At 55.7% G+C, this 20960-nt stretch carries 18 protein-coding genes; 12 read left to right on the top strand and 6 right to left on the bottom strand.

The features are described from left to right. The first annotated feature begins 54 nt into the window (after positions 1-54). From tagH to D9N13_RS11980, 7 genes are all read left to right on the top strand, one after another. Positions 55-1386, top strand: a complete 1332-nt coding sequence (gene tagH, locus D9N13_RS12010; RefSeq protein ID WP_290590067.1) for a type VI secretion system-associated FHA domain protein TagH — start codon at positions 55-57, stop codon at positions 1384-1386. Positions 1387-1427: 41 nt separating this feature from the next. Then, the gene (gene tssJ, locus D9N13_RS12005; RefSeq protein WP_290590064.1) at positions 1428-1889 is read left to right on the top strand and encodes a type VI secretion system lipoprotein TssJ; all 462 of its coding nucleotides are present in this window, start codon (positions 1428-1430) and stop codon (positions 1887-1889) included. Between the two features lie 93 nt (positions 1890-1982). Continuing rightward, positions 1983-3317 carry a type VI secretion system baseplate subunit TssK gene (tssK, locus tag D9N13_RS12000; RefSeq protein WP_290590061.1) on the top strand — a complete coding sequence of 445 codons (1335 nt, stop codon included), beginning with the start codon at positions 1983-1985 and terminating at the stop codon, positions 3315-3317. Between the two features lie 57 nt (positions 3318-3374). Then, positions 3375-4310, top strand: coding sequence for a type IVB secretion system protein IcmH/DotU (icmH, locus tag D9N13_RS11995; protein ID WP_290590057.1), 936 nt, complete (start codon positions 3375-3377; stop codon positions 4308-4310). Positions 4311-4327: 17 nt separating this feature from the next. Beyond that, positions 4328-7873 carry a type VI secretion system membrane subunit TssM gene (gene tssM, locus D9N13_RS11990; RefSeq protein ID WP_290590054.1) on the top strand — a complete coding sequence of 1182 codons (3546 nt, stop codon included), beginning with the start codon at positions 4328-4330 and terminating at the stop codon, positions 7871-7873. A 4-nt stretch (positions 7874-7877) separates the two neighbouring features. Further along, positions 7878-8633 (top strand): PP2C family protein-serine/threonine phosphatase, encoded by a 756-nt coding sequence (locus tag D9N13_RS11985; RefSeq protein ID WP_290590051.1) that lies wholly within the window; start codon positions 7878-7880, stop codon positions 8631-8633. A 26-nt stretch (positions 8634-8659) separates the two neighbouring features. Further along, positions 8660-11179 carry a bifunctional serine/threonine-protein kinase/formylglycine-generating enzyme family protein gene (locus D9N13_RS11980; protein WP_290590048.1) on the top strand — a complete coding sequence of 840 codons (2520 nt, stop codon included), beginning with the start codon at positions 8660-8662 and terminating at the stop codon, positions 11177-11179. Positions 11180-11198: 19 nt separating this feature from the next. On the opposite strand, the gene yegQ is transcribed toward D9N13_RS11980, so the two are convergent. After that, positions 11199-12509, bottom strand: coding sequence for a tRNA 5-hydroxyuridine modification protein YegQ (yegQ, locus tag D9N13_RS11975; protein ID WP_290590045.1), 1311 nt, complete (start codon positions 12507-12509; stop codon positions 11199-11201). Positions 12510-12884: 375 nt separating this feature from the next. Between yegQ and D9N13_RS11970 the strand changes: the two genes are divergently transcribed. Further along, positions 12885-13400, top strand: a complete 516-nt coding sequence (locus D9N13_RS11970) for an Hcp family type VI secretion system effector (RefSeq protein WP_290590042.1) — start codon at positions 12885-12887, stop codon at positions 13398-13400. 117 nt (positions 13401-13517) lie between these two features. Here the strand turns inward: D9N13_RS11970 and D9N13_RS11965 are convergent, their stop codons facing one another. From D9N13_RS11965 to D9N13_RS11945, 5 genes are all read right to left on the bottom strand, one after another. Continuing rightward, positions 13518-14258 (bottom strand): hypothetical protein, encoded by a 741-nt coding sequence (locus D9N13_RS11965; RefSeq protein ID WP_290590039.1) that lies wholly within the window; start codon positions 14256-14258, stop codon positions 13518-13520. Positions 14259-14333: 75 nt separating this feature from the next. Beyond that, positions 14334-15035 carry a DUF6901 family protein gene (locus D9N13_RS11960; protein ID WP_290590035.1) on the bottom strand — a complete coding sequence of 234 codons (702 nt, stop codon included), beginning with the start codon at positions 15033-15035 and terminating at the stop codon, positions 14334-14336. Between the two features lie 48 nt (positions 15036-15083). Beyond that, positions 15084-15935 carry a M48 family metallopeptidase gene (locus D9N13_RS11955; protein ID WP_290590033.1) on the bottom strand — a complete coding sequence of 284 codons (852 nt, stop codon included), beginning with the start codon at positions 15933-15935 and terminating at the stop codon, positions 15084-15086. After that, positions 15932-16375, bottom strand: a complete 444-nt coding sequence (locus D9N13_RS11950) for a YbjQ family protein (protein ID WP_290590029.1) — start codon at positions 16373-16375, stop codon at positions 15932-15934. Before D9N13_RS11950 ends, D9N13_RS11955 begins: the two co-directional genes overlap by 4 nt. A 4-nt stretch (positions 16376-16379) precedes the next feature. Then, a complete protein-coding gene (locus D9N13_RS11945; protein WP_290590026.1) occupies positions 16380-16700 on the bottom strand; it encodes a YbjQ family protein in 321 nt (106 codons plus the stop codon). 162 nt (positions 16701-16862) lie between these two features. On the opposite strand from D9N13_RS11945, the gene tssA reads away from it, so the two are divergent. Genes tssA through tssE form a run of 4 tightly spaced genes read left to right on the top strand, consistent with a single transcriptional unit; the run spans position 16863 to position 20958 of the window. After that, positions 16863-18470 carry a type VI secretion system protein TssA gene (gene tssA / locus D9N13_RS11940; protein WP_290590022.1) on the top strand — a complete coding sequence of 536 codons (1608 nt, stop codon included), beginning with the start codon at positions 16863-16865 and terminating at the stop codon, positions 18468-18470. A gap of 48 nt (positions 18471-18518) precedes the next feature. Then, entirely contained in the window at positions 18519-19004 is a 486-nt protein-coding gene (gene tssB / locus D9N13_RS11935) for a type VI secretion system contractile sheath small subunit (RefSeq protein WP_290590019.1), read from the top strand. A 44-nt stretch (positions 19005-19048) separates the two neighbouring features. After that, positions 19049-20518 (top strand): type VI secretion system contractile sheath large subunit, encoded by a 1470-nt coding sequence (tssC, locus tag D9N13_RS11930; RefSeq protein ID WP_317622500.1) that lies wholly within the window; start codon positions 19049-19051, stop codon positions 20516-20518. A gap of 23 nt (positions 20519-20541) precedes the next feature. Then, a complete protein-coding gene (gene tssE / locus D9N13_RS11925; RefSeq protein WP_290590014.1) occupies positions 20542-20958 on the top strand; it encodes a type VI secretion system baseplate subunit TssE in 417 nt (138 codons plus the stop codon). The last annotated feature ends 2 nt before the right edge of the window (positions 20959-20960 follow it).

Here is a 20960-nt window from a genome sequence, read left to right as displayed (position 1 = left end):
GTTTAGACTATGCTGAAATACATCAAGATGGCTGAAAAGTTAGGCAGTTAGAGAATGGAACTAGTTCTGGAAGTGGTGAGTACGGAGAAACACCTGATGGGCGCAAAAGCCCGTCATGTGTTCTACCCGGCCGGGGGAGTGATTGGCCGCTCGTCCGAGTGTGATTGGGTGATTCCTGATCAAACACGCCATATGTCCGGCCGCCATGCCATTATTTCCTGCGAATCAGGTCAGTTTTTCATCACAGATATCAGCACCAATGGGATCTATCTGAACGGTGTGGAGGCGTTGGAAAAGAATCGCGCCACGCCCATCAATGACGGGGATCGCCTGTTGATGGGGCAGATTCATTTTCAGATTCAGGTCAATATGGAGGCGGAGCAGGCACCGCCGCCGGCGGCAGTGCAGATTCCCAGGCCCCCGGTGGGTGGCAGGCCGGCCGCAGCAGGCAATAATCCGATGGCGCAAGTGGATCAGTGGGCCGCTGAGCAGGCCAAAGCCAAGGCCGGCGCCCCGCAGGGCTGGCATCGGCAATCCCATTCCATGCCGGACGATGTGGCTGCGGAAAAGGAACCGTTTCAGCCGCCCAATGTGCAACCCGATGCACCGTCACCGCGTTCACCCACCGTGGCAGAACTACCGGAAAACTGGTGGGACGAACCCGTCTCCAGGCCACCGGCTTCCGTGGAAGAGCCTTTGCCGGGCAAAGCCTCGATTCCACCCCTGCCGGAGTGGGAAGAAGGCAATATGGAGACCGCCATCGCGCCTTTGACCCAGGATCGGCGTGAAGATCGTGAGGCTCCTTTGCGTGCCTTTGCCGAAGGCCTGGGTGTCAGTTTGTCCGAAGTGGAGGCCGCCGGCGGGGTGGATTTTTTACGCCGGGCCGGTCTGCTGTTGCGGCTGTGTATGCGGGGCCTGGTGAGTGCGTCGCAGGCCCGTGCCAGTATGAAAAACGAGTTCCGCCTGGACATGACCCTGGTGAACATGAAGGACAACAATCCCATTAAACTGTCCGCCAACGGCGAGCAGGCCGTCAAGCACATGCTGACGGAAGATCCGGGATCTTTCATGACCATGGACCGTGCTTTAGCCGAGTGTTTTGATGATTTTCAGGAGCATCAACTGGCCATGATGGCCGGTATGCAGGGTGCCTTTCTGGAGCTGATGGATACCTTGTCTCCCCAGGAACTGGAGAAGCGATTCGACAAGGCACGCAGCGGGGGATTGGGCATCGGCTCCAAGAACGCCCGTTACTGGGAATCCTTCAAGGAGCTGCACCATGATTTGTTGGCAGAAGATGATATCTTCGCCAGCCTGTTCGCCGAGCCGTTTGCCCGCGCCTATGACGAACAGATAGCCAGACTCAAAAAAAGCAGAAAACCATAACAGCTAACACACCGTTGATCCGGTTAAGAAGAGGAAACAGCATGCAGTTGGGGATCAGGATTGTGGTCATCGCCCTGTCTTTGTGGGTGGGGGGATGCGCTTATTTCATGTCTGACCTGACCAAGGTGGATATGCGTATTGTGGCCGGCGGGGATGTCAATCCCGATGACAATGGCCGGCCATCGCCGGTTGTGGTGCGCGTGGTGGAGCTGAAATCACCCTCGGTGTTTGAAAGCGCGGAGTTTTTCGCCTTGTATCAGAATGAGGCCCAGACCCTGGGTTCAGACCTGGTGGCCACCGAGGAATTTGAGTTCAAGCCCGGGGATGTTCAGGATCTGAAGTTTGCCTTGAAACCGGAGTCCAATTACGTGGGGGTTCTGGCGGCCTACCGGCAGCTGGAAAAAGCCAATTGGCGCCTGGTGCTGCCCCTGGCCATCAAAGAGAAAAATGAGCTGACGGTGCTGCTGAACCAGCGCGGCATCGAGTTGGCCACTCCCCGCTAAAAATAGTGTAGTTTTCTGCACACAAAAGCCCGGATTTTTGTCCCGGCCATGTCTCTCTAAGCAATAAACCCATGTTTAGGGAGATGTGGCTCCATGTCATCTTATGACAAGGTTGTTTGGAGTGAGGGCATGCTGTTACGCCCTCAACACCTGCAGCAGTACGATCGCTTTCTGGATCAGCAATTTCGCACCCGAACCCAGATGCTCAATCCATTGGGTTGGGGGTTGCGGCAGTTGCAAATCGACGGGCAGCTGCTGCAGCAAGGGGCCTTTGCCTTGACCATGGCCGATGGCATTTTCCCTGATGGTACGGTGTTTTCCGTTAACAGTGGTGCGCAGCGGTTGTTGATGGAGGTGCAACCAGGCACGCAGAACAGACTGGTTTACCTGGCCCTGCCGGTGGTGTTGCTGGGGGCGGATGAAACCGCCCCAATGGAAGACGAGAACAGCCTGACCCGTTGGGTAAGCGCGACGCAAGACATCCAGGATTGTAATCTGGGCAGCAGTAAAACTGTCAATATCAGTACCGCCCAGCCGCGCCTGAAACTCATGCAGGAGGGGGAGTTAACCGCCGATTACACCGGCATTGCCGTTGCACGCATCAAGGAAAGCTTCGCGGATGGGCGCATCGAACTGGATGAGCAGTATATCCCTCCGTGCCTGACCCTGGCCGTGTCACAACGTCTGACCTATTTCCTGAAAGAAACCCTGAATCTGCTGTCACACCGCGCCGAGGCCATTGCCTCACGCCTGGCGGCGGGCTCTGGCCACCGTGGCTCCACGGACATCGCAGACTTCATGCTGTTGCAGATGGTGAACCGTTATCAGTCCGGGCTGCGGCACCTGGATCAGTTACAACACCTGCATCCCGAGTCGCTCTATCAGCAGTTGGTGATGCTGCACGGGGAACTGTCCACCTTTACTGCGGAATCAAAGCGGTCCCAGCCGGAACCGCCCTATGATCACCGTAATCTCAGTGATTGTTTCAATCGGCTGATGGGTGAAGTGCGTCAGTCCCTGAGCCTGGTGTTTGAGCAGACCGCCATTGCACTGCCGTTGCAGGAACGTCGTTTTGGGGTGCGGGTGGCACCCATTCAGGATCGCGCCCTGTTGGACCAGGCCCAGTTTTATCTGGTGGTTAAATCGGAGTGGAGCCCGGAGCGCGTTCGTACCAGCTTGCCCGGCTCGGTCAAAGCCGGTGGTGTGGAGCAATTGCGCGAGCTGGTGAACCTGCAACTGCCGGGCATCAGCCTGGTTCCCCAGCCGGTGGCGCCACGGCAGGTTCCCTACGCTGCGGGCGGTTGCTATTTCCTGTTGGAGAAGACCCCGGAACACTGGGCGCAACTGAAAAAATCCGGCGGTATTGCGTTTCACTTCTCCGGCGATATTCCCGGTTTGGAGCTGGAATTGTGGGCAGTGAAGGGCTAGCGGGGTGAAACCAGGTGTTAAAACACCGGGTATTAAAACAAGGGACATGCCAATTGTATGAGTGCTGAAGACAAAACCCTGATTCAAATTCGCAATGCGGACGGCGAAACGCATACCTCCAGCCCCATTGCCGGTGGCTTTGCCCGGCCCAATCCCGGTGGGCGCCCCAAAGCGCCGCCACCACCGCTGCGGCCGATGGCGGAGCCGGAGAGTGCCGGCGCGGTTGGCGCGCATCCAGCCGCTTTTTTTCAACCCGGTGTCGATGCCGCCGCCGGTTGGGGATACAGCCCCGCAGCAAAATCGCTGGACAATCCGCTATTGGCCGCGGGCGCCGGATTGCTGGAGCGCATCTCTTTGTTGGCGAATCAAACCGAGGCGCAACAGGATGTGATGTCCTATCGCGATAGCTGTGTACAGCAGATACAGCGGTTCGAGCAGCAATTGCTGCAGCAGGAAGTCAGTGAAGAAACCCGTTTTTATGCCCGCTATGTGCTGTGCACTGTGGTGGATGAACTGGTTAACAAGACCCCCTGGGGCAGTGGCCGGTGGAGCAAGCAATCCTTGTTAAGCCAGTTTCACGGCGAGACCGGCGGCGGGGAACGCTTTTTTCAGTTGCTGGAATTTCTGCAGCAATCCCCGGCCAAAAATTTGCATTTGCTGGAATTGATGTACGTGTGCCTGGGCTTGGGATTTGAAGGCAAGTTCCGTCTTGATCCCCGTGGTTTTGCGCAACTGGAAGGGTTGCGCGATAACCTTTTCCATTTGATCCGCCTGCAAAAAGGTGAGCCGGAGCGGGATCTGTCTCCACACTGGCAGCGGGTGACCCAGCGCCGCAACCCCTTGTCACGTTATCTGCCGTTGTGGGTGGTGGTGGCGGTGGTGGGTGTGCTCATGCTGGGCACGTTCTCCGGTTTTTCCTACCTGCTCAATGAACGCAGTGATGCGTTGATCTCTCGGCTGGAGCGCCCACTGGAGAGCGAAACAAATCGATGATCAAAGGTTAACGAGTCATGCTGAAACAGAAGTGGGTGATTACCCTGATTGGCGTTCTGGCGCTGTCCATTCTGATCTGGTTTGGCGGCCCCTACATCGCCATTGCCGATAAAAAATTCCTGGAAAGTGACGTTGTGCGCCTGCTGATCATCATGCTGTTGGTGTTGGCATGGGGCCTTAGTAATCTGCGTCTGACCATGCAGGCCAAAGCCGGGCACGAAAAACTGGCGGTGGATTTACAGAACGACAATAAAGGTGATCAATCCGACCCTCAATTCAACTCTCAATCCAGTGAAGTGGCGTTGCTGAATTCCCGTTTCAAGGATGCCATGGAAACCTTGCGCCGCAGTAGCGGCAGTAACAGCCGTTACAGCAGGCATTATCTTTATGATCTGCCCTGGTACATCATTATCGGCCCGCCCGGCACCGGAAAAACCACTGCATTGGTGAACTCCGGCTTGGATTTTCCGTTGGAATCCCAGTTCGGCCGGGGTGCTATTCAGGGCGTTGGCGGTACCCGGCATTGCGATTGGTGGTTCACGGATCAAGCCGTGATGATCGATACCGCGGGTCGTTATACCACCCAGGACAGTCATGCCAGTGCCGATGCGGCCGCCTGGAAAGGCTTTCTCGGCCTGTTGAAAAAGTATCGTCGGCGACGCCCCATCAATGGGGTGCTGGTGGCCATCAGCGTGGATGAACTGGTGCACAAAAGTGAAACTGAACGGGTGGCAAACGTCAACGCGGTGCGGGCCCGTCTGCAAGAACTGAAAGACCAGCTTGGGGTTAATTTCCCGGTGTATCTGTTGATCACAAAGAGCGATTTGGTCCCTGGTTTTAACCCGTATTTTGACATGATGGGTAAAGAGGAACGTGCGCAGGTGTGGGGGATGACGTTTCCGGATAAGCTGCAACCACAGCAGACCTATCAGCAGTTGTTCGATGCAGAATACGACCTGTTAAGCAAGCGCCTGCACGATGGGGTGTTGAGCAAATTTCATTTTGAACGGGATTTCCGCCGGCGTGCGGAAATACTGGCGTTTCCCGCCCAGTTCGAGCGGCTGAAGCTTGCCTTTTCCGAGTTTGTTGGCCGTACTTTCAGCGAATCCCGGTTTCACGATCACTATTTGCTGCGGGGCGTGTATTTTACCAGTGGCACCCAGGAGGGTGCCGGTATGCAGCGTATCATGCAGAGCATGGCGGGGCAGATGGGGTTCAGTCAGGAGGCGTTGCTGGGTGCGCCTGCCCAGGGGAAAAGTTATTTTCTCAACAGTCTGTTTCAGAATGTCGTGTTTCCTGAGTCGGAGCTGGCCGGCGCCAACCGTCGCTATGAAAGCAAACTCAGATGGGCGCGCAACCTGGGATACGGCGCCACGCTGGCCGGGGCTACAGCCACCACTGTGGTATGGTCGACCAGTTATGGGTTGAATGAATCCAGGCTCAACAACGTCGAGACACACTTGCAACAGTATGAGCAACAGCGGAGCCTGATCAATGAGCGGGCCGGGCCCGAGCAGGTGGTGACCACCCTGCAGCCGCTGCTGGCATTAAGAGACGTGTATCAGCCGCCCAAAGACAGTTGGGAGATCGGTGCCGGGTTGTACCAGGGCAATGCGGTCAGCAGTGCCGCCGCAGCGGAATATCGCACCGCGCTGGTACAGGAATTCCTGTCCGCACTGCAGAACCAGATGGCCAGTCAATTGCAGCAGAACCGGGATTTGCCGGAATACCTGCATCATGCCCTGAAAGCCTATCTCATGCTTAGCCTGCCGGAACGCCTGGACAAGCAGTATGTGGAAACCTGGCTGCGGGCGGACTGGCGTAATCGCCATGCAGATCAACCGGAAAAACAGGAGGCGTTGAATCAACACCTGACCCAGTTACTGGCAATGGAATGGCCGGCGTTGGCATCCGATACCGAGCTGGTGGAACAAACACGGCGGGTGTTGCGGCAGGTGCCGTTGGCGCAGCAGATTTACGCTTCCCTGCAGGACAAGGCCCGCCAGCAGGAGCCGATGAATTACCGCTTCGATACCCAGATCGGGCACGATGTGCATTACGTGTTTGCCGGTGAGTTTCAATCCATTCCCTGGTTCTATACGGCCGAAGGCTATCATGATTTTTTCAAACCCCAGCAGGCCAATATCATGGAAGAATTGGCGGATGACAGTTGGGTGGTGGGTAACCGCAATCAGGACATGAGTGATCTGGATCTCGCCAACATTCAGGCTGAAATCGAAAAGCGTTATCTGGATGATTACATCGACCACTGGCAATCCGCCGTCAGCAGCCTGCGTCTGCAATCGTCAGCATCTCTGGATGAACATGTCCGACTGCTCAATGAAATGCTGGGTGGCAGCTCGCCACTGCGCCGTGTGCTGGATGAGGTGGTGGTGCATACCCAGTTATCCAAGCCATTGATTGATCCCGGCGCCATCGTCGACAACGTGGAAGGCGCCGGCAAGTTGGCGCGCCTGGCCAGTCCCAAAGCCGGAAAGCTGGGCCGTATAGCGAGCATGGCCGGTCGCAGCCGCATGATGCAGCTACCGGAAAACCCGGCGACACTGGTGGATAACCGATTTGAACCGCTGCATGATTTGATGTTGTCCCGTAATGGACAAGCGGCCCCCTTCGACCGGGTTACCTCCGCGCTGACAGAGTTGCAGTTTTATCTGGAAGGGATTACCAGTTCGGGCTCAACCTCCCAGGGTGCGTTTGATGCTGCCGTGGCGCGTATGCAGAACGGACGCTCTGATCCCATCGGCCGTCTCAAAGTGGAGGCAAGGCATCTGCCGGAACCCGTTAAACAGTGGGTTCAGGCGCTCACGGACCGCGCCTGGGGCCATACGCTGGGTGCGGCCCGCGCTCATATCGCTGCCGAGTACGACGGGATGGTGAGGCCGTTTTACCAGCGCAGTCTTGCCGGGCGCTATCCGCTGGACAAACAGGCCGAGGTCGAGGTAACCCTGGCGGATTTTTCCGAGTTCTTCAAGCCGGGCGGGATTGAGCAGCAGTTTTTTGAGGGTTACCTGGCTCCGTTTGTGGACACCCGGCGTTCACCCTGGCGCATGGTGGCAGTGGACGGCCAGGGGCTGGCATTGAGCAAGCGAACGTTGGCCAGATTCGAGCAGGCCAACCAGATCCGAGACGTATTCTTCCTCGACAGTGATGCACCACAGGTCAGCTTCAAAATCAGGGCCACCTACCTTGATGCCAACATCAATCGCTTCGAGCTGAACATGCTGGGAGAGCGACTTGAATACCGGCATGGACCGGCCCGTCGTAACGAGTTGTCGTGGCCCACCCAGGGTAGCCAGAACGCCATTCGCTATGTATTCGAGGATCATTACGGTGTGCAGTTCCGTGATCAGGTGGGGGGTGTTTGGGCGCTGTTCCGGTTGCTGGACCGTTTTCCACTGAAGCCAACCCGTTATGGTGATCGCTACCAGTTAACGGTCACCGACCAGGAGCGCAAAGCAGTGTACGAGCTGCACGCCAATCGTGTCCAAAACCCGTTTGCTCGGGATTATCTGGGCAACTTCAGTCTGCCCGGGAGGCTCTAGCGCCATGGTGCTCCGATTCCGGTCCGCCGCGCGCTCGCACGCGGGTAATGTGCGCGAATTGAATGAAGACGCCTTCTGTGAGCATGTGGAGCAGGGGGTCTGGTGCGTGGCGGACGGTATGGGAGGGCACGAGGCCGGAGAGGTGGCTGCGCAGCTGGTGGTGGAAATGATCGGCCAAGCGGTCCAGGGTATTACCGCGCAGGCTGATGTGAAACCGGCTGCTCTGAAAGACAAGGTTTCCTGCGTTCGCTCTGCCATTCATGATGCCAATACCCGCCTGACCCAGGAGCACACGCTGGTGGCGGGCAGCGCGATGATGGGGTGTACGGTGCTGGCTCTGATAACCGGTGATCAGGAGTGTGCCTGTGTCTGGGCCGGTGATAGTCGACTGTATCTGCTGCGGGAGCACGGGCTTTACCAACTGAGCAAAGATCACAGCGTGGTGCAGGAACTGTTGGATAAGGGCTTGATCGGGCAAGAGGAAACCCTGTCTCATCCCCAGCGCCATGTTATCACCCGGGCGGTGGGTGCCAATCCGCGCCTGGAGCTGGATTATCTGGCCCTGGACCTGGTGCCCAATGATGTGTTGTTGCTGTGCAGTGATGGACTCTATTCGGAAATTGGCCCGGATCAGATCCTGTCGATTCTGACCGCGGCGGACGATTGTGATACCGGTGCATCCCGCCTGCTGGAAGCGGTTCTGTCCGGGCCCGCCAAAGACAATGTGACGGTGAATGTTATAGCCGTGGAACAAGGCTGAGCGCCCCCTACCATGAGTCAGGCCCCATGAGAAAATCGGTTGATCAAACGGTGGTGCAAAAATCCGCTGCCGTGGCGCCGGTGAGTAAAACCGTCGTACTGGGCAACCCGGGGCTGGACGCTAAATCGTCGGAGCCCCGAGGTGCAACCGGGGTCAGTACCGCCTGCGAGGGTATGGTGCTGAAGCAACGCTTCGAGCTGGTCGAACTGCTGGGTTCCGGCGGTATGGGGTCGGTGTTCAAGGCCCGGGATTTGCGTCAGGTGGAAGCCGGTGATGCCGATCCCTGGGTGGCGGTCAAAGTGATTAATGAGACGTTCTGCCGTCACGAGCACGCCCTGGTGAGCCTGCAGCAGGAAACCAAAAAAACGCAGCGCTTGTCTCATCCCAATATTGTGAGTGCCTACGATTTTGATCGGGATGGTTCCATTGCCTTTATGACCATGGAGTTGTTGCCCGGGCAATCCCTGGATCAGTTGTTGAAGCAGAACAAAAGCGGCCTGATTCGATCCCGCGCCAATCACATTCTGCGTCAGGTGACCGATGCCATCGCCTATGCGCATCAGCAGGGCATCGTTCATGCTGACTTAAAACCTGCCAATATTTTTATTACCACCAGTGGCCTGGTTAAAATTTTGGATTTCGGGATCGCGCGGGCGATCTATGCAGAATCCGCCACCCAGGATTCGACCAAGGTTCAGGCGTTCACACCGGCCTATGCCAGTGTCCGTGTGCTTTGTGGTGCGGCACCCAGCCCCCAGGATGATCTGTACGCACTGGGTTGTATCTTCTATATGCTGTTTGCCGGACAGCATCCCTATGGCAAATGTAAGGCAACGCAGGCAGATGCCGGCGCAATGAAGCCCAAACGCATTCCAGAGTTGTCCCGCTCACAATGGCGGGCCATCAGATCCCTGTTAAGTTTTCATCCACCATCAGATCTTAGCGTGGAATATTTTCGAGCCCGCTATTTTGGTGACAGCACCCAGCAGTCAAGGCGTCTGGCGCTGGCCTCGTGTGCGCTGCTGGTAATGGTAATAGCGGGGCTTCTGCTGTTTAACTGGTTTACCCATCGAGAACACCGTGCGGTGACAGCGTTGCTGTCGGTACAAAATATTCTGTCGCTGGAACAGGGGGTGCGGCGATTGCAGGCGTTCGATGAAGCGGACGCGTTGCTGATTCTGGATGCCGCCCGGGATGCGGCCATGGCAAATCTGGAGGCGCGGTTACAGCAACTGAAGCAGGCTGAGGACTATCAACAGGCACAGAGCCAATTTCAATTGGTGCTGCCCCTGTATCCGGATTCGTCGGCCATGCAGGATCTATGGCAACGTTTTCAGCAGCAGCACCAGGTGTTTGTTTCCGAACTGGCCGACGAGCTGACGCTGCGCATCAAGCAACGGCGTTACGCCGACACAGCGCCGCAGTTCAGCACTCTGCTAACGGATTTGCGTCGGGTGGCACCGGATCACCCGGTGCTGACTGAAAACCCGTTCAAGGATCTGCTGGCACGGGAGGCAGGCCTGGCGATCTATCTGGGCCACCACGCCCAGGCCCGGGCTATCGTGCAACAGGCGATACGGCTTTATCCGGATGCTGCCACCGCGTTTCAAGACATCCTCACCAGAGCGGAGCAGTCTGAGGGGGAGGTGGTGGCCCAGGGCGATACGGCGATACCCGAACATTTTGCCGATCAATGGCTGGAGAGCTATCAGCGTGCGGCGGAAATGGCGGCCGGATTGGAGCTGGTGGAGGTGGATGGCCTTATGGGTTTTCTGCAGGAACTGCAGCAGCAGAATCCCGCCATGCACGGGGTGGTGAGGGAAAGCCTGTACGGATTTCTGGCGGATAAGCGGCTGCGGAATTCGGAGCTTCTGGCGTTGAAGAACGCGCTGTTGGCCAAGGCAGAATCTCAATCCGTATCGCATCCCCGGGACCCCTGCCAATCTGTGTTGGCCAATGGTGGAGCGAATGCCCGTTATCGCTGTCGCGACCCATTGACGGCGTCTTTGAAGGGGCCTGAACTGGTGGTGGTCAAGGGCGCCGGTTCAGTGGCCACCTTTGCTGTCAGCCGCTTGGAAGTAACCGTGAATGACTATAATCATTACTGCCGTCTTTACAAAACCTGTGAACCCCGTGCCGGTGACGAGCTCCCAATTACGGGATTGCATTACACCGAGGTAGTAGATTACCTGCGATGGTTATCCAAGATGAGCGCGCGCCGTTACAGCTTGCCTACTATCCGGCAATGGCAGCTAATGGCCCGTGATGACAGCGGTGTACGGGATCATAACTGTAAAGTGTACGCCGGGGGCCGCTGGGTTCGTGGGCAGAGTCTGCGGGCGGCTGAGGTTGGCTATCAGAACTCGTTGGGGCTGGTGAATCTGTTTGGAAACGCGGCGGAATGGTTGGGGAATGCAAACCAGCTATGGGCCGCCGGCGGCGATGCCTATACCGATCTGGCGAATTGCCGCCCGGATCGTATCACCGGGAGTGCACCGGAAGGACAAGCCTTACTGGGCTTTCGTGTGGTGCGAGCACTGCAATAGCGTTAACCGGGCAGCGGTTTCAGTCCGCCATTCCCGTGCGGTTGCGCATCAGCAGGGCGTACTCCGGATTGATCTCCGCCGGAGCCGGAATGCGCACCGTCCAACCATCCCCGCGGGCCACGTCCACGGATTCGCCTTTCTCGGTTTCCATCTGTTGCAGAATAAAATGATAATCCCCCTGTGGCGTCATCAACTCCAAAGTATCGCCCACGGCAAAGCGGTTTTTCACCTGCACGGTCAGTTGACCCTGGTGGTAATCCAGTATTTCTCCCACAAACTGCTGGGTGCCTGAATTAGAGTTGTTCTCCTCGTAATTCTGAAACTCCGCCGGTAAGTGGCGTCGATAGAAACCTTCGGTGTAACCACGGTGGGCCAGTCCTTCCAGTTGATCCATCAATGCCCAGTTGAACTCAGAGCGATTGCACGCATCGGAAATGGCCTGGCGGTAAATCTGAGCGGTGCGTGCCACGTAAAAGTGTGATTTGGTGCGGCCTTCTATCTTGAGAGAGTGGATGCCCATGTCCGTCAGGCGTTGCACGTGCTGCACCGCACGCAGATCCTTCGAGTTCATGATGTAGGTGCCATGCTCGTCCTCATAGGCGGGCATGTATTCTCCGGGTCTGCCTTGTTCCTGCAATAGAAACAGTTTGTCCTCGGCCGGTGGCATGTGGGTGTTCACGGCAACGATGTCGCCCCCGGCCGTTTCCCGGGCCGGGTGGGCATCGTACTTCCAGCGGCAGGAGTTGGTACAGGCGCCTTGATTTGAATCCCGGTGAGTCATGTAACCGGACAGCAGGCAGCGGCCGGAATAGGCAATACACAGGGCGCCGTGCACGAATACCTCCAGCTCCATTTCCGGTACCCGCTGGCGGATTTCCTCGATCTCGTCCAAAGACAGCTCTCTTGACAGTATGACCCGGGAGATACCCTGTTGTTGCCAGAATTTCACCGTTGCCCAATTAACGGCATTGGCCTGCACGGAGAGATGCACCGGCTGCTGTGGCCAGTGTTCCCTCACCAACATAATCAATCCCGGGTCTGACATGATCAGGGCATCGGGTTGCATGGCAATGATCGGTTCCATGTCCCGCACAAAAGAGCGGATCTTGTCATTGTGGGGCGCCAGGTTGGCGGCCAGGTAAAACTGTTTGCCCTGGGCGTGCGCCATGCTGATGGCCCGGGCCAGATTTTCTTCTTTATTGAACTCGTTGTTGCGTACCCGAAGACTGTAACGGGGTTGACCGGCATAGACGGCATCCGCGCCATAGGCAAAGGCGTAGCGCATACTTTTCAAAGTCCCTGCGGGGGAGAGCAATTCGGGCTTGTGCATAATCCTGACACCAAACGTTGTTTACAGAACCCATAGGGCCCCGGATTTTAGTGCATATGCAAACCTCAAATAATTAACCTGGATCAATTTGGCGGTACTTCGTACATATGCAAAAAAGTTGCGCAGGTTACTGCTCAAGTTGAATGGGGTGCAGGCCGGCTGTGAGCAATGAACTTTGTTTTTTATCCGATAAAAGATAAAAAGTTCTTTATAAACAATAAGATAGGCTTTGTGGCATGTCTCTTGATATGTAAGTCTCGTCGGCGCAGCGCCGGCCAATAGGGGTTAAGGCGGCAACGCTCACAGTAAAAGAGTTGCCGTTGCCGCCACCAACAATATGGATATTAATCGGATTTATTAATAGAGGTATAGGCAATGCCAACTCCCGCGTATATGAGCATCGAAGGCGAAATGCAAGGTTTGATCACCGCCGGAAACTTCACAGAGCCCAGTGTTGGAAACATCTATCAGGAAGGTCACGAAGATCAGATCCTGGTTGAAGCATTCAAGCACAACATCATTCTGCCTCGCGATCCGCAAAGCGGTCAGCCTACCGGTCAGCGTGTCCACCAGCCGGTGACCATCACCAAGGTGTTCGATAAGTGTTCCCCACTGCTGTATTCAGCCTTGACTTCGGGCGAGCGCATGACGGATTGTAAAATTGAATGGTGGAGAACGTCCGCGACGGGTACTCAGGAGCACTACTTCACCATCGAGCTGGAAGACGCCATCATTGTAGACATCAAGGCATACATGCCCAACTGTCAGGATCCCGGCCAGTCTCATTTCACCCACCTGGAAGACGTGTCTTTCACCTATCGTAAGATTACCTGGACACACGAAGTATCCGGTACTTCCGGACACGACGATTGGCGTGTGCTGAAAGTGTAGTTTCTGTCGCTCAGGCTGAAATACAACAAAAAAGCTGGTGGCCGCAAGGCCCCAGCTTTTTTTCTGCATCTGTCATTGGGACACGTTAAATCGCCGGCAGGTTGAGGGGGGCAGGCTTCAGAAACAGCCGGTGATCTCTTCCAGGGCACGGTGATACAGTTTGCCGAACTCTGCTTCATCCTGGTGTGAAGCCTTGATTATCCAGCCCAGGTTGACCGGGTTGAACGGTTGCTGATAGTTGGCGTTGTAATCACTCTGGAACAGGTAGTTGGCATTGGTGGTGCTGGACCCCAGGTGATCGTCCTGATCCCACAACCCCAACTGGGATTTGGGGGTGCCCTGCAGGGTATCGATGACGTAATGATTCTGCTCCGGCGGCTGATAGATCAGAATGGTTTTCTTGCCATAGCTCAGGATCGAAAACTGGTGGGCACCGCAATGTTGTGGGAAACGGTAAGTGCATTGCTGCAAGGTTCCCTTTTCCTTGCCCCAGAAGCTGTTGCCGGTGGTGTTTATCTGAAAGGCCAGAGGCTGGCAGTGGATGCGCGCGGTTTTCACCACCTTGTCGATAATCTTGGGATGCCCATAGCGAACCAGGTGGGAGCCCGTTGCGGCGGGTTGCCTGGATTCATAATTCAGTTGCGTGGTTTCCCCCGGGAAATCCGGTACCGGAACGCTACTGGTATCCACCTTGGCACCTTGGCTTTGCAGCTGATCATCCACGTAATTCTGCACTTGCTTGGGCGCCTGCTGACCGATCGAGCGGTAGGCTGCGTCATCCATTTTGGTGTTGGTGCTGCATCCGGCAAGCGAGCAGCCGATGACGAGTGCACTGGTGAAACCTGTTCTTGCGTTCATGACCGTTCCTGAGCATCAGTTGTTCCTCTATATAGACACGCGGAGGGTAAAGCTCAGTGGAATCTGGTGGAGATCTTAATCGAACAGGCTCTTGTGGCTTTCGAACAGTTGTTTCAGTTCATTGAGGTCTTCATCCACCGCAATGGGGAGGTCATTGGTGATCAGGTCCAGCAGGACAATTGCGTTCAGTGCCGAATCCGTGTCCGAGTAATTTTTGATGCGGGCGGCAATATTGACGTTGATCTGGTGGATGTTCTGGTAAATCACCTTGAGGGCTTCAAAATTCAACTCTTTTCCAGCCCGCTTGTGGATGAAATGGGAGAACAGATAGGCGGTGCAGACCCGATACATGGTTTCTTCCGGCGTAGAGAAAGGCTGGTGATACCATGCCATGGGTTTGAAGAAGCTGGTGTGCGGGCAGCCACTGGTGGCCATCACCAAACCCAGCACAGAACTGAACGCTTCCTGGGCCGAGGTTTCCGCAATCACCGTTTTGTTGTTCATGGTCACTTCCGCGCGCACCTCATCGTAGGAGTTGCAGGCAGGTAACTTCACAAACGGGATAAGACGAACCGCCAACGGGCAGTACTCATGCCAGATATTGCTCAGGGTGCAGTTCGGACATTTTTTGAATTCAAGTTTGCACCACTCGGGGATTGCCTCATCCGGTGCTGCATGCTCATAAGATTCATCGTTCAATTCGATGGTTTGATCAAAGACATAATCCTGGGTCTTGAAAAAAATCTCATAACGAATCGACTTTTCTTCAGTACTCATGGGCCCCACTCCTACCTAATAGGCTAAGTGTAGACCATGTTTCAGTGCTCACTGGGTTTTCAGCGCTAAAATGAAATCCGGTAGTGGAGTGGCAATTGGTTGAGAAGTATCCGGATTTTTTCTGCGGAATTGCTGGGCGTGGGCGATACGGGCCTCCGGATTGGGGTGACTGCTGAGGAATTTGGGCGGATATTCTCCCTGTTTGGATGCTGCAACATAGCGAAAGAAGCTGTCTGCCCAGCCTGTGTGGCCGTAATAGCGGAGCAGGGTGCCCATAGCCTGGTCGTCTGCTGCGCTTTCCTGGGCACGGGTGAAACTGAGCTGGGCCAGAGCGCTGGAGGTGCCCGCCAGGCGGGCCAGATCCCCGCCCGGGTCGATCCCCATCAGATTGGACAGGGCCATGCTGACGGTCAGCGCGCGACTGTAGGCCACAATCGGATCACGGTGTTTGATATGGGCGATCTCATGGGCCAGGATCATGGCCAGGGCGTTCTCGTTGGGTACATTCTGTAAGGCACCCCTGAACACCATAATGTGACCTCCAAGGCTGGCAAAGGCGTTGACCATGGGGCCGTTAAAATAGTGAATGGTGACGGACATACCCTCCGCCAATCCCTGTTCGGCGGCCAGACCATCGGCTAATTGCTGTAGGTAACGCTCGATTTTGAGGTGCTCTGGCCGCTCCCGACTGGCCATCAATTGGTTGATGGGTTTCTCCAGCAGGCGGGATTCCCAGGCAAAGGGAATGTGCTGCGCCAATGAGCCCGCCAGGTACGATAGTGTCACTATGGTCACCGTGATCACCAACATCAGGCCACTGAACAGCCGGGCCAGTTCCCGCAGAGGGTTCACCGGGGTCAGGTTGATGCCCTCCGGTATGTCAGGGTTTTCGTACTTCACCGGATCAACGCTGTGCCATAAGCCAGCACCTCAACACAGCCGATGGTGCTGTAGACACCCTGTGAAATGGGGGCGGTGGTGGTTTTAACATTGATGATCATGTCGGCTCCCCTGGCGCTGGCTTCTGCTTTCATGCGCAGGATGGCTTCCCGGCGTGCTCTTTCCAGTAACGACTCGTAGGCGGTAACCGGGCCGCCAAACAGGTTTCTCAGCGCCGCCAGGAATCGCTTGAAGTAATCAATGGATATGACAACGCTGCCACTCACCAATTGCGTTTGTTCCGGAACCCGCCCCGGAGGGCAGAAGCGGCTGCTGAAAATCATAACGCCGCGTAAATCGCGTTCGCGCTCCCGGATGGATTTAAGGTGACGGGTCTCTGCCACACGGCCAAATACATAGCCCAGTATGAGCAAGGCCAGGAACAGCAGCAGTTGATCCATGGGGTTATTCGTCCTCCAGGCGGACGGCGGTGCCGTAGGCAAACAGCTCTGCCGCACCGGCGGTAATGGAGGAGGTGGAGTAGCGCACATTGATGACCGCGTTGGCGCCGATGGCTCTGGCCTGTTCGCACATGCGATCGGTGGCCTGGTCACGGGCCTCCTGCAGCAACTCGGTGTATCCCTTCAGCTCCCCGCCAAACAGGTTTTTGACATTGGCCATCAGATCCCTGCCCACATGCTTGGCGCGTACAGTGTTGCCTTGCACCATTCCCAGGTGGTGCGTGATTCGTTTACCGGGAATCAACTCGATGTTGGTGACCAGCATGGTATTGCCATCCCCCGTTACCTCTACAGATCGTCCGATAAGCTTGCCTTTTGCTTATTTCGAACACAAGCGAAAAGATTTTTCAGAAATGGGGCCGTATTTTTAACGGCGTTCCGTCTCTATTTACATAAATCTGCACAGTTTAACGTTGTTGGAGTGTGAATGAGCCTGCTGACGGTGGACGAGATTCGATTATTGACCGCCAACCCGATACCCGGTGACAACCCGGCGGGAGTCAACGTACGTCTGGAGCAGGCGTTTGAATCCATTGAGCAGGAAATTGCAAAGCTGGATTCGTTCACCACCGATGATCCGGTGCGCTGGGGTAATGTTATTGCCACCTCCCGCCAGATACTCGAGGAACAGTCCAAGGATTTTCTGGTGGCCTGCTATCTCACCCGGGCACTGTGCGAAGCAGATCTGCTGGAGGGATTACAGCAGGGACTAACGATCGCCCAGGGTCTGGTGGAGCAGTTCTGGGATCACGCTTTTCCACCCAAAAAGCGCATGCGGGGGCGTTCCCAGGCGTTTGAGTGGCTGGTGGAAAAATGCCAGCCATTGTTGGAAGCCTATCAGCCGCGGTTGCAGGATCTGGAACCGCTGAAACAGCTGGAGCAAAGCCTGTCCGCCCTTGATGGTGAATTACTGGAACGCATGTCCGAACAGGCACCCAATATGGCTGAGTTCCGACAGGCGTTCCGCCGCATGCTGCAGGGGCTGGAAGTGGAGCAGGGCAAGAAAACCGCTGCGGTGCCGACACCGGCCGGCGCTGCCACTCAGGCGGCCCCTACTGCTTCGGCGTCTGGGTCCACTTCCCTGGCGGCGGCCAGCGCCGCTGCACCGACCCGGGTCGGCGGCGACCGTGATCTGATGGCGGTCTACCGTCTGTGTCAGGATCAACTGCGCAATGCCAGCCTCTATCTGGCAGCCAGAAACGGGCTGGATACAGAGGTGTTCCGGATAAACCGTTTCATCACCTGGCTGGGTGTAAACCAGCTGCCCCCCGCAACCCAGAACAAGACGCAACTGCGGCCGGTTGCCAAGGAAAAACTGGATGTGATCAGCGGCCTGTACCAGGAACAACGCTGGTTGGATCTGGTGGCGGAACTGGAGCCAAGTCTGGTGAAAGCGCCGTTCTGGATGAGTGGGCAGCGGATGGTCTGCGAAGCACTGGATGAACTGCAGGCGGAAGGCGCGTTGAACGCGGTAAAGCAGGGGGTGAGGGATTTTGTCGCCCGATTGCCCGGGGTGGTGAACCTGACGTTCAACGACGATACACCTTTTGCCGATGAAAAAACCCGGCAGTGGCTGCAACAGATTCAGCAGTCTGGGCCTGGCCCCGCCATGGGTGCGGCCCTTACCGTGGATACCTCGGGTATCAGCCAGGATTGGGAAGACACCTATCAGCAGGCAACGAGCCTGGCCCAAGATAAACAGCTAAGGGATGCGCTTTCCCTGTTTCAGGATGGCGTAATGCGTTCTACATCGTTACGCGAACAGGCACTGTGGCGTTTCAATCAGGCACGATTTTGTGTCGAACAAGGGTTGCTGGAACTGGCGCTGCCGTTGCTGAAAACACTGGACGACCAGCTCACCCGGCAGGGAGTGGATGAGTGGGAACCCCAGGTCTCAAAACGGGTACTTGAGCTTTTGTTGCGTTGTCATCAGCAGGGCGAAGCCTCAGAAGACGGGCGTCGCTGCATAGGGATGTTGCATGCCCGGCTGTGCAAACTGGATCTGGCTTTGGCATTTGATCTAACCACACATTAACCACGTAATCATAAACGACTAACCAGGATAACCAGGAAAGGTGACGTTATGTCAAAAGAGGGTACGGTAGCGCCGAAAGAGCGCATCAATATTAAATATCGCTCAGAGCATGGCGGGGCGCAGGAATCCATCGAACTGCCCTTCAAAATGATGGTGGTGGGCGACTTCACTCAACGGCAAGACGATCGGGTCATTGAAGAGCGTAAACCCATCAATGTTGACAAAGATAACTTTGATGAAGTTCTGCGGAACCAGAAGATCGGCGTTGACATATCGGTGCCCAATCGCCTCACCGAGGAAGAAGATGCCGAAATGGGGGTCAGCCTGAATTTTGAAAACATCAAGGATTTCAGCCCCGAGAGCGTGGCCCGTCAGGTACCGGAACTGAAAAAACTGCTTGAATTGCGCGAGGCGTTGGTAGCACTGAAAGGGCCCCTGGGCAACGTGCCGGCTTTTCGCAAGGCCATCGAAAGCATTTTGGAAGATGAGGAACAGCGCGGTTTGGTGCTGGGTGAACTGAAGATTGAAGGTTAACAGAATCCACTGATCAGGAGAGTATCATGGGCAATCCCGAACGCATGGTACAAAATGGTGAGAACGCGCTGGAAGTCACCGAAGGCTCGTTGCTGGACCAGATTGTATCGCAAACCCGAATGAACCCGGGCGATGAAGGCTATGACGTTGCCAAGCGTGGCGTTGGCGCATTCATCGCTGAATTGCTGAGGCCGGAAAACAAAGAAGAGCGCGTCAATAAAAATCTGATTGATCGCATGATTGATGAGTTGGACGTACAGCTGAGCGCGCAGATGGATGAAATTCTGCATCACAAGGCGTTTCAGTCACTGGAATCCGCCTGGCGGGGTCTGAAGCTGTTGGTTGAGCGTACCGACTTCTCTCAAAATATCCGGATTGAGATGCTGAATGCCTCCAAGCAGGATTTATACGATGATTTCGAAGACGCACCGGACATTACCAAATCCGGGCTTTACAAGCTCGCTTATACCGCGGAATACGGCCAGTTTGGTGGTGAGCCGGTGGGCGCGATCATTGCCAACTATGAGCTGAATCCAAGTTCGGCCGACATGAAAGTGATCCAGAATGCAGCGGCGGTGGCGGCGGTATCCCATGCGCCTTTCGTGGCGGCGGCCGGACCCAAGTTTTTCGGGCTCGATGAGTTTGAAGGCCTGCCTAATCTGAAAGAGCTGAGCTCCATATTCGAGGGTCCGCAATTCACAAAGTGGCGCAGTTTTCGGGAGTCGGAAGACGCCAAATACGTTGGCCTCACGTTGCCACGCTTCCTGCTGCGGGCGCCGTATCATCCGGAAGACAATCCTTCCAAAGGTTTTAACTACCAGGAAACGGTTAGTGCGTCCCACGAAAACTATCTGTGGGGCAACACTTCTTTTGCGTTTGCAACGCGTTTGTCTGAATCCTTTGCAAACTATCGCTGGTGCCCCAATATCATCGGCCCCCAAAGTGGTGGTGCAGTAGAAGACCTGCCGGTGCATGTGTATGAATCCATGGGGGAGCTGGAATCCAAGGTGCCAACGGAGATTCTGATTTCCGATCGCAAGGAATTCGAACTGTCCGAGGAGGGATTCATTCCCCTGACCATGCGCAAAGGCAGCGATAACGCAGCGTTTTTCTCTGCCAATTCCGTGCAGAAGGCCAAGTTCTTTGGTAACAACGAAGAAGCCAAGTCAAAGGAGTTGAACTATCGCCTCAGCACGCAACTGCCTTACATGTTCATCATTAATCGCCTGGCTCATTATTTGAAAGTGTTGCAGCGGGAGAATATCGGCACCTGGAAGGATCGGGTAGAGTTGCAGCGGGAGCTTAATCACTGGATCAGTTCCTATGTGGCGGATCAGGAAAACCCATCGGCAGCGGTGCGCAGCCGTCGACCATTGCGTGCAGCACACATCGTGGTGGAGGATGTGGAGGGGCAGCCCGGTATCTATCGAGTGGACTTGAAAGTACGGCCTCATTTCAAATACATGGGAGCGGATTTCGAGTTGTCTCTGGTTGGTAAACTGGAAAAATCCTGATGCGTACAATTTAGGGCGGCGTTGTGAGAAAAGAACACAGTTTATTGGACCGGTTGGATAATGAAGCGCTTCCAGCCAGTTATACCACCCGGTTTGACTGGCATTCTTTTCTCGACAGCGTCACCCTGAATATCCAGAACATGCTGAATGTGCGCCTGGGCAGTGTGAAGGCGTTGCAGGAGTTCGGCATGCCGGACTTTAACGATGTTGTGAATCAGTTTCCTGACGCAGTACAGTATATTCGCAACGCCATTCAGCATTTTATTGAAACCTATGAGCCAAGATTGGAGAGCGTGAATGTCTACTACGTGCCCGATCCGGAACAACCTTTGTTGATGAAGTTCGCCATTGAAGGCCGGTTGCGCTATCAGGATCAGGTTTCCCGGGTTGCTTTCGACACGGTATTGACTGGCAACGGTCAGGCCACCGTCAGGGTATAAGT

Origin of the sequence: Ketobacter sp. GenoA1, assembly GCF_003671475.1 — a bacterium.
Taxonomy (GTDB): Bacteria; Pseudomonadota; Gammaproteobacteria; order Pseudomonadales; family Ketobacteraceae; genus Ketobacter.
The sequence above is the reverse complement of the archived record's forward strand: the minus strand, read 5'-3'. Positions and strand labels throughout refer to the sequence as shown.

Coding starts and splice junctions, on each gene's coding strand:
- tagH (WP_290590067.1), top strand. CDS start 55: ATGGAACTAGTTCTGGAAGTGGTGAGTACGGAGAAACACCTGATGGGC.
- tssJ (WP_290590064.1), top strand. CDS start 1,428: ATGCAGTTGGGGATCAGGATTGTGGTCATCGCCCTGTCTTTGTGGGTG.
- tssK (WP_290590061.1), top strand. CDS start 1,983: ATGTCATCTTATGACAAGGTTGTTTGGAGTGAGGGCATGCTGTTACGC.
- icmH (WP_290590057.1), top strand. CDS start 3,375: ATGAGTGCTGAAGACAAAACCCTGATTCAAATTCGCAATGCGGACGGC.
- tssM (WP_290590054.1), top strand. CDS start 4,328: ATGCTGAAACAGAAGTGGGTGATTACCCTGATTGGCGTTCTGGCGCTG.
- D9N13_RS11985 (WP_290590051.1), top strand. CDS start 7,878: ATGGTGCTCCGATTCCGGTCCGCCGCGCGCTCGCACGCGGGTAATGTG.
- D9N13_RS11980 (WP_290590048.1), top strand. CDS start 8,660: ATGAGAAAATCGGTTGATCAAACGGTGGTGCAAAAATCCGCTGCCGTG.
- yegQ (WP_290590045.1), bottom strand. CDS start 12,509: ATGCACAAGCCCGAATTGCTCTCCCCCGCAGGGACTTTGAAAAGTATG.
- D9N13_RS11970 (WP_290590042.1), top strand. CDS start 12,885: ATGCCAACTCCCGCGTATATGAGCATCGAAGGCGAAATGCAAGGTTTG.
- D9N13_RS11965 (WP_290590039.1), bottom strand. CDS start 14,258: ATGAACGCAAGAACAGGTTTCACCAGTGCACTCGTCATCGGCTGCTCG.
- D9N13_RS11960 (WP_290590035.1), bottom strand. CDS start 15,035: ATGAGTACTGAAGAAAAGTCGATTCGTTATGAGATTTTTTTCAAGACC.
- D9N13_RS11950 (WP_290590029.1), bottom strand. CDS start 16,375: ATGGATCAACTGCTGCTGTTCCTGGCCTTGCTCATACTGGGCTATGTA.
- D9N13_RS11945 (WP_290590026.1), bottom strand. CDS start 16,700: ATGCTGGTCACCAACATCGAGTTGATTCCCGGTAAACGAATCACGCAC.
- tssA (WP_290590022.1), top strand. CDS start 16,863: ATGAGCCTGCTGACGGTGGACGAGATTCGATTATTGACCGCCAACCCG.
- tssB (WP_290590019.1), top strand. CDS start 18,519: ATGTCAAAAGAGGGTACGGTAGCGCCGAAAGAGCGCATCAATATTAAA.
- tssC (WP_317622500.1), top strand. CDS start 19,049: ATGGTACAAAATGGTGAGAACGCGCTGGAAGTCACCGAAGGCTCGTTG.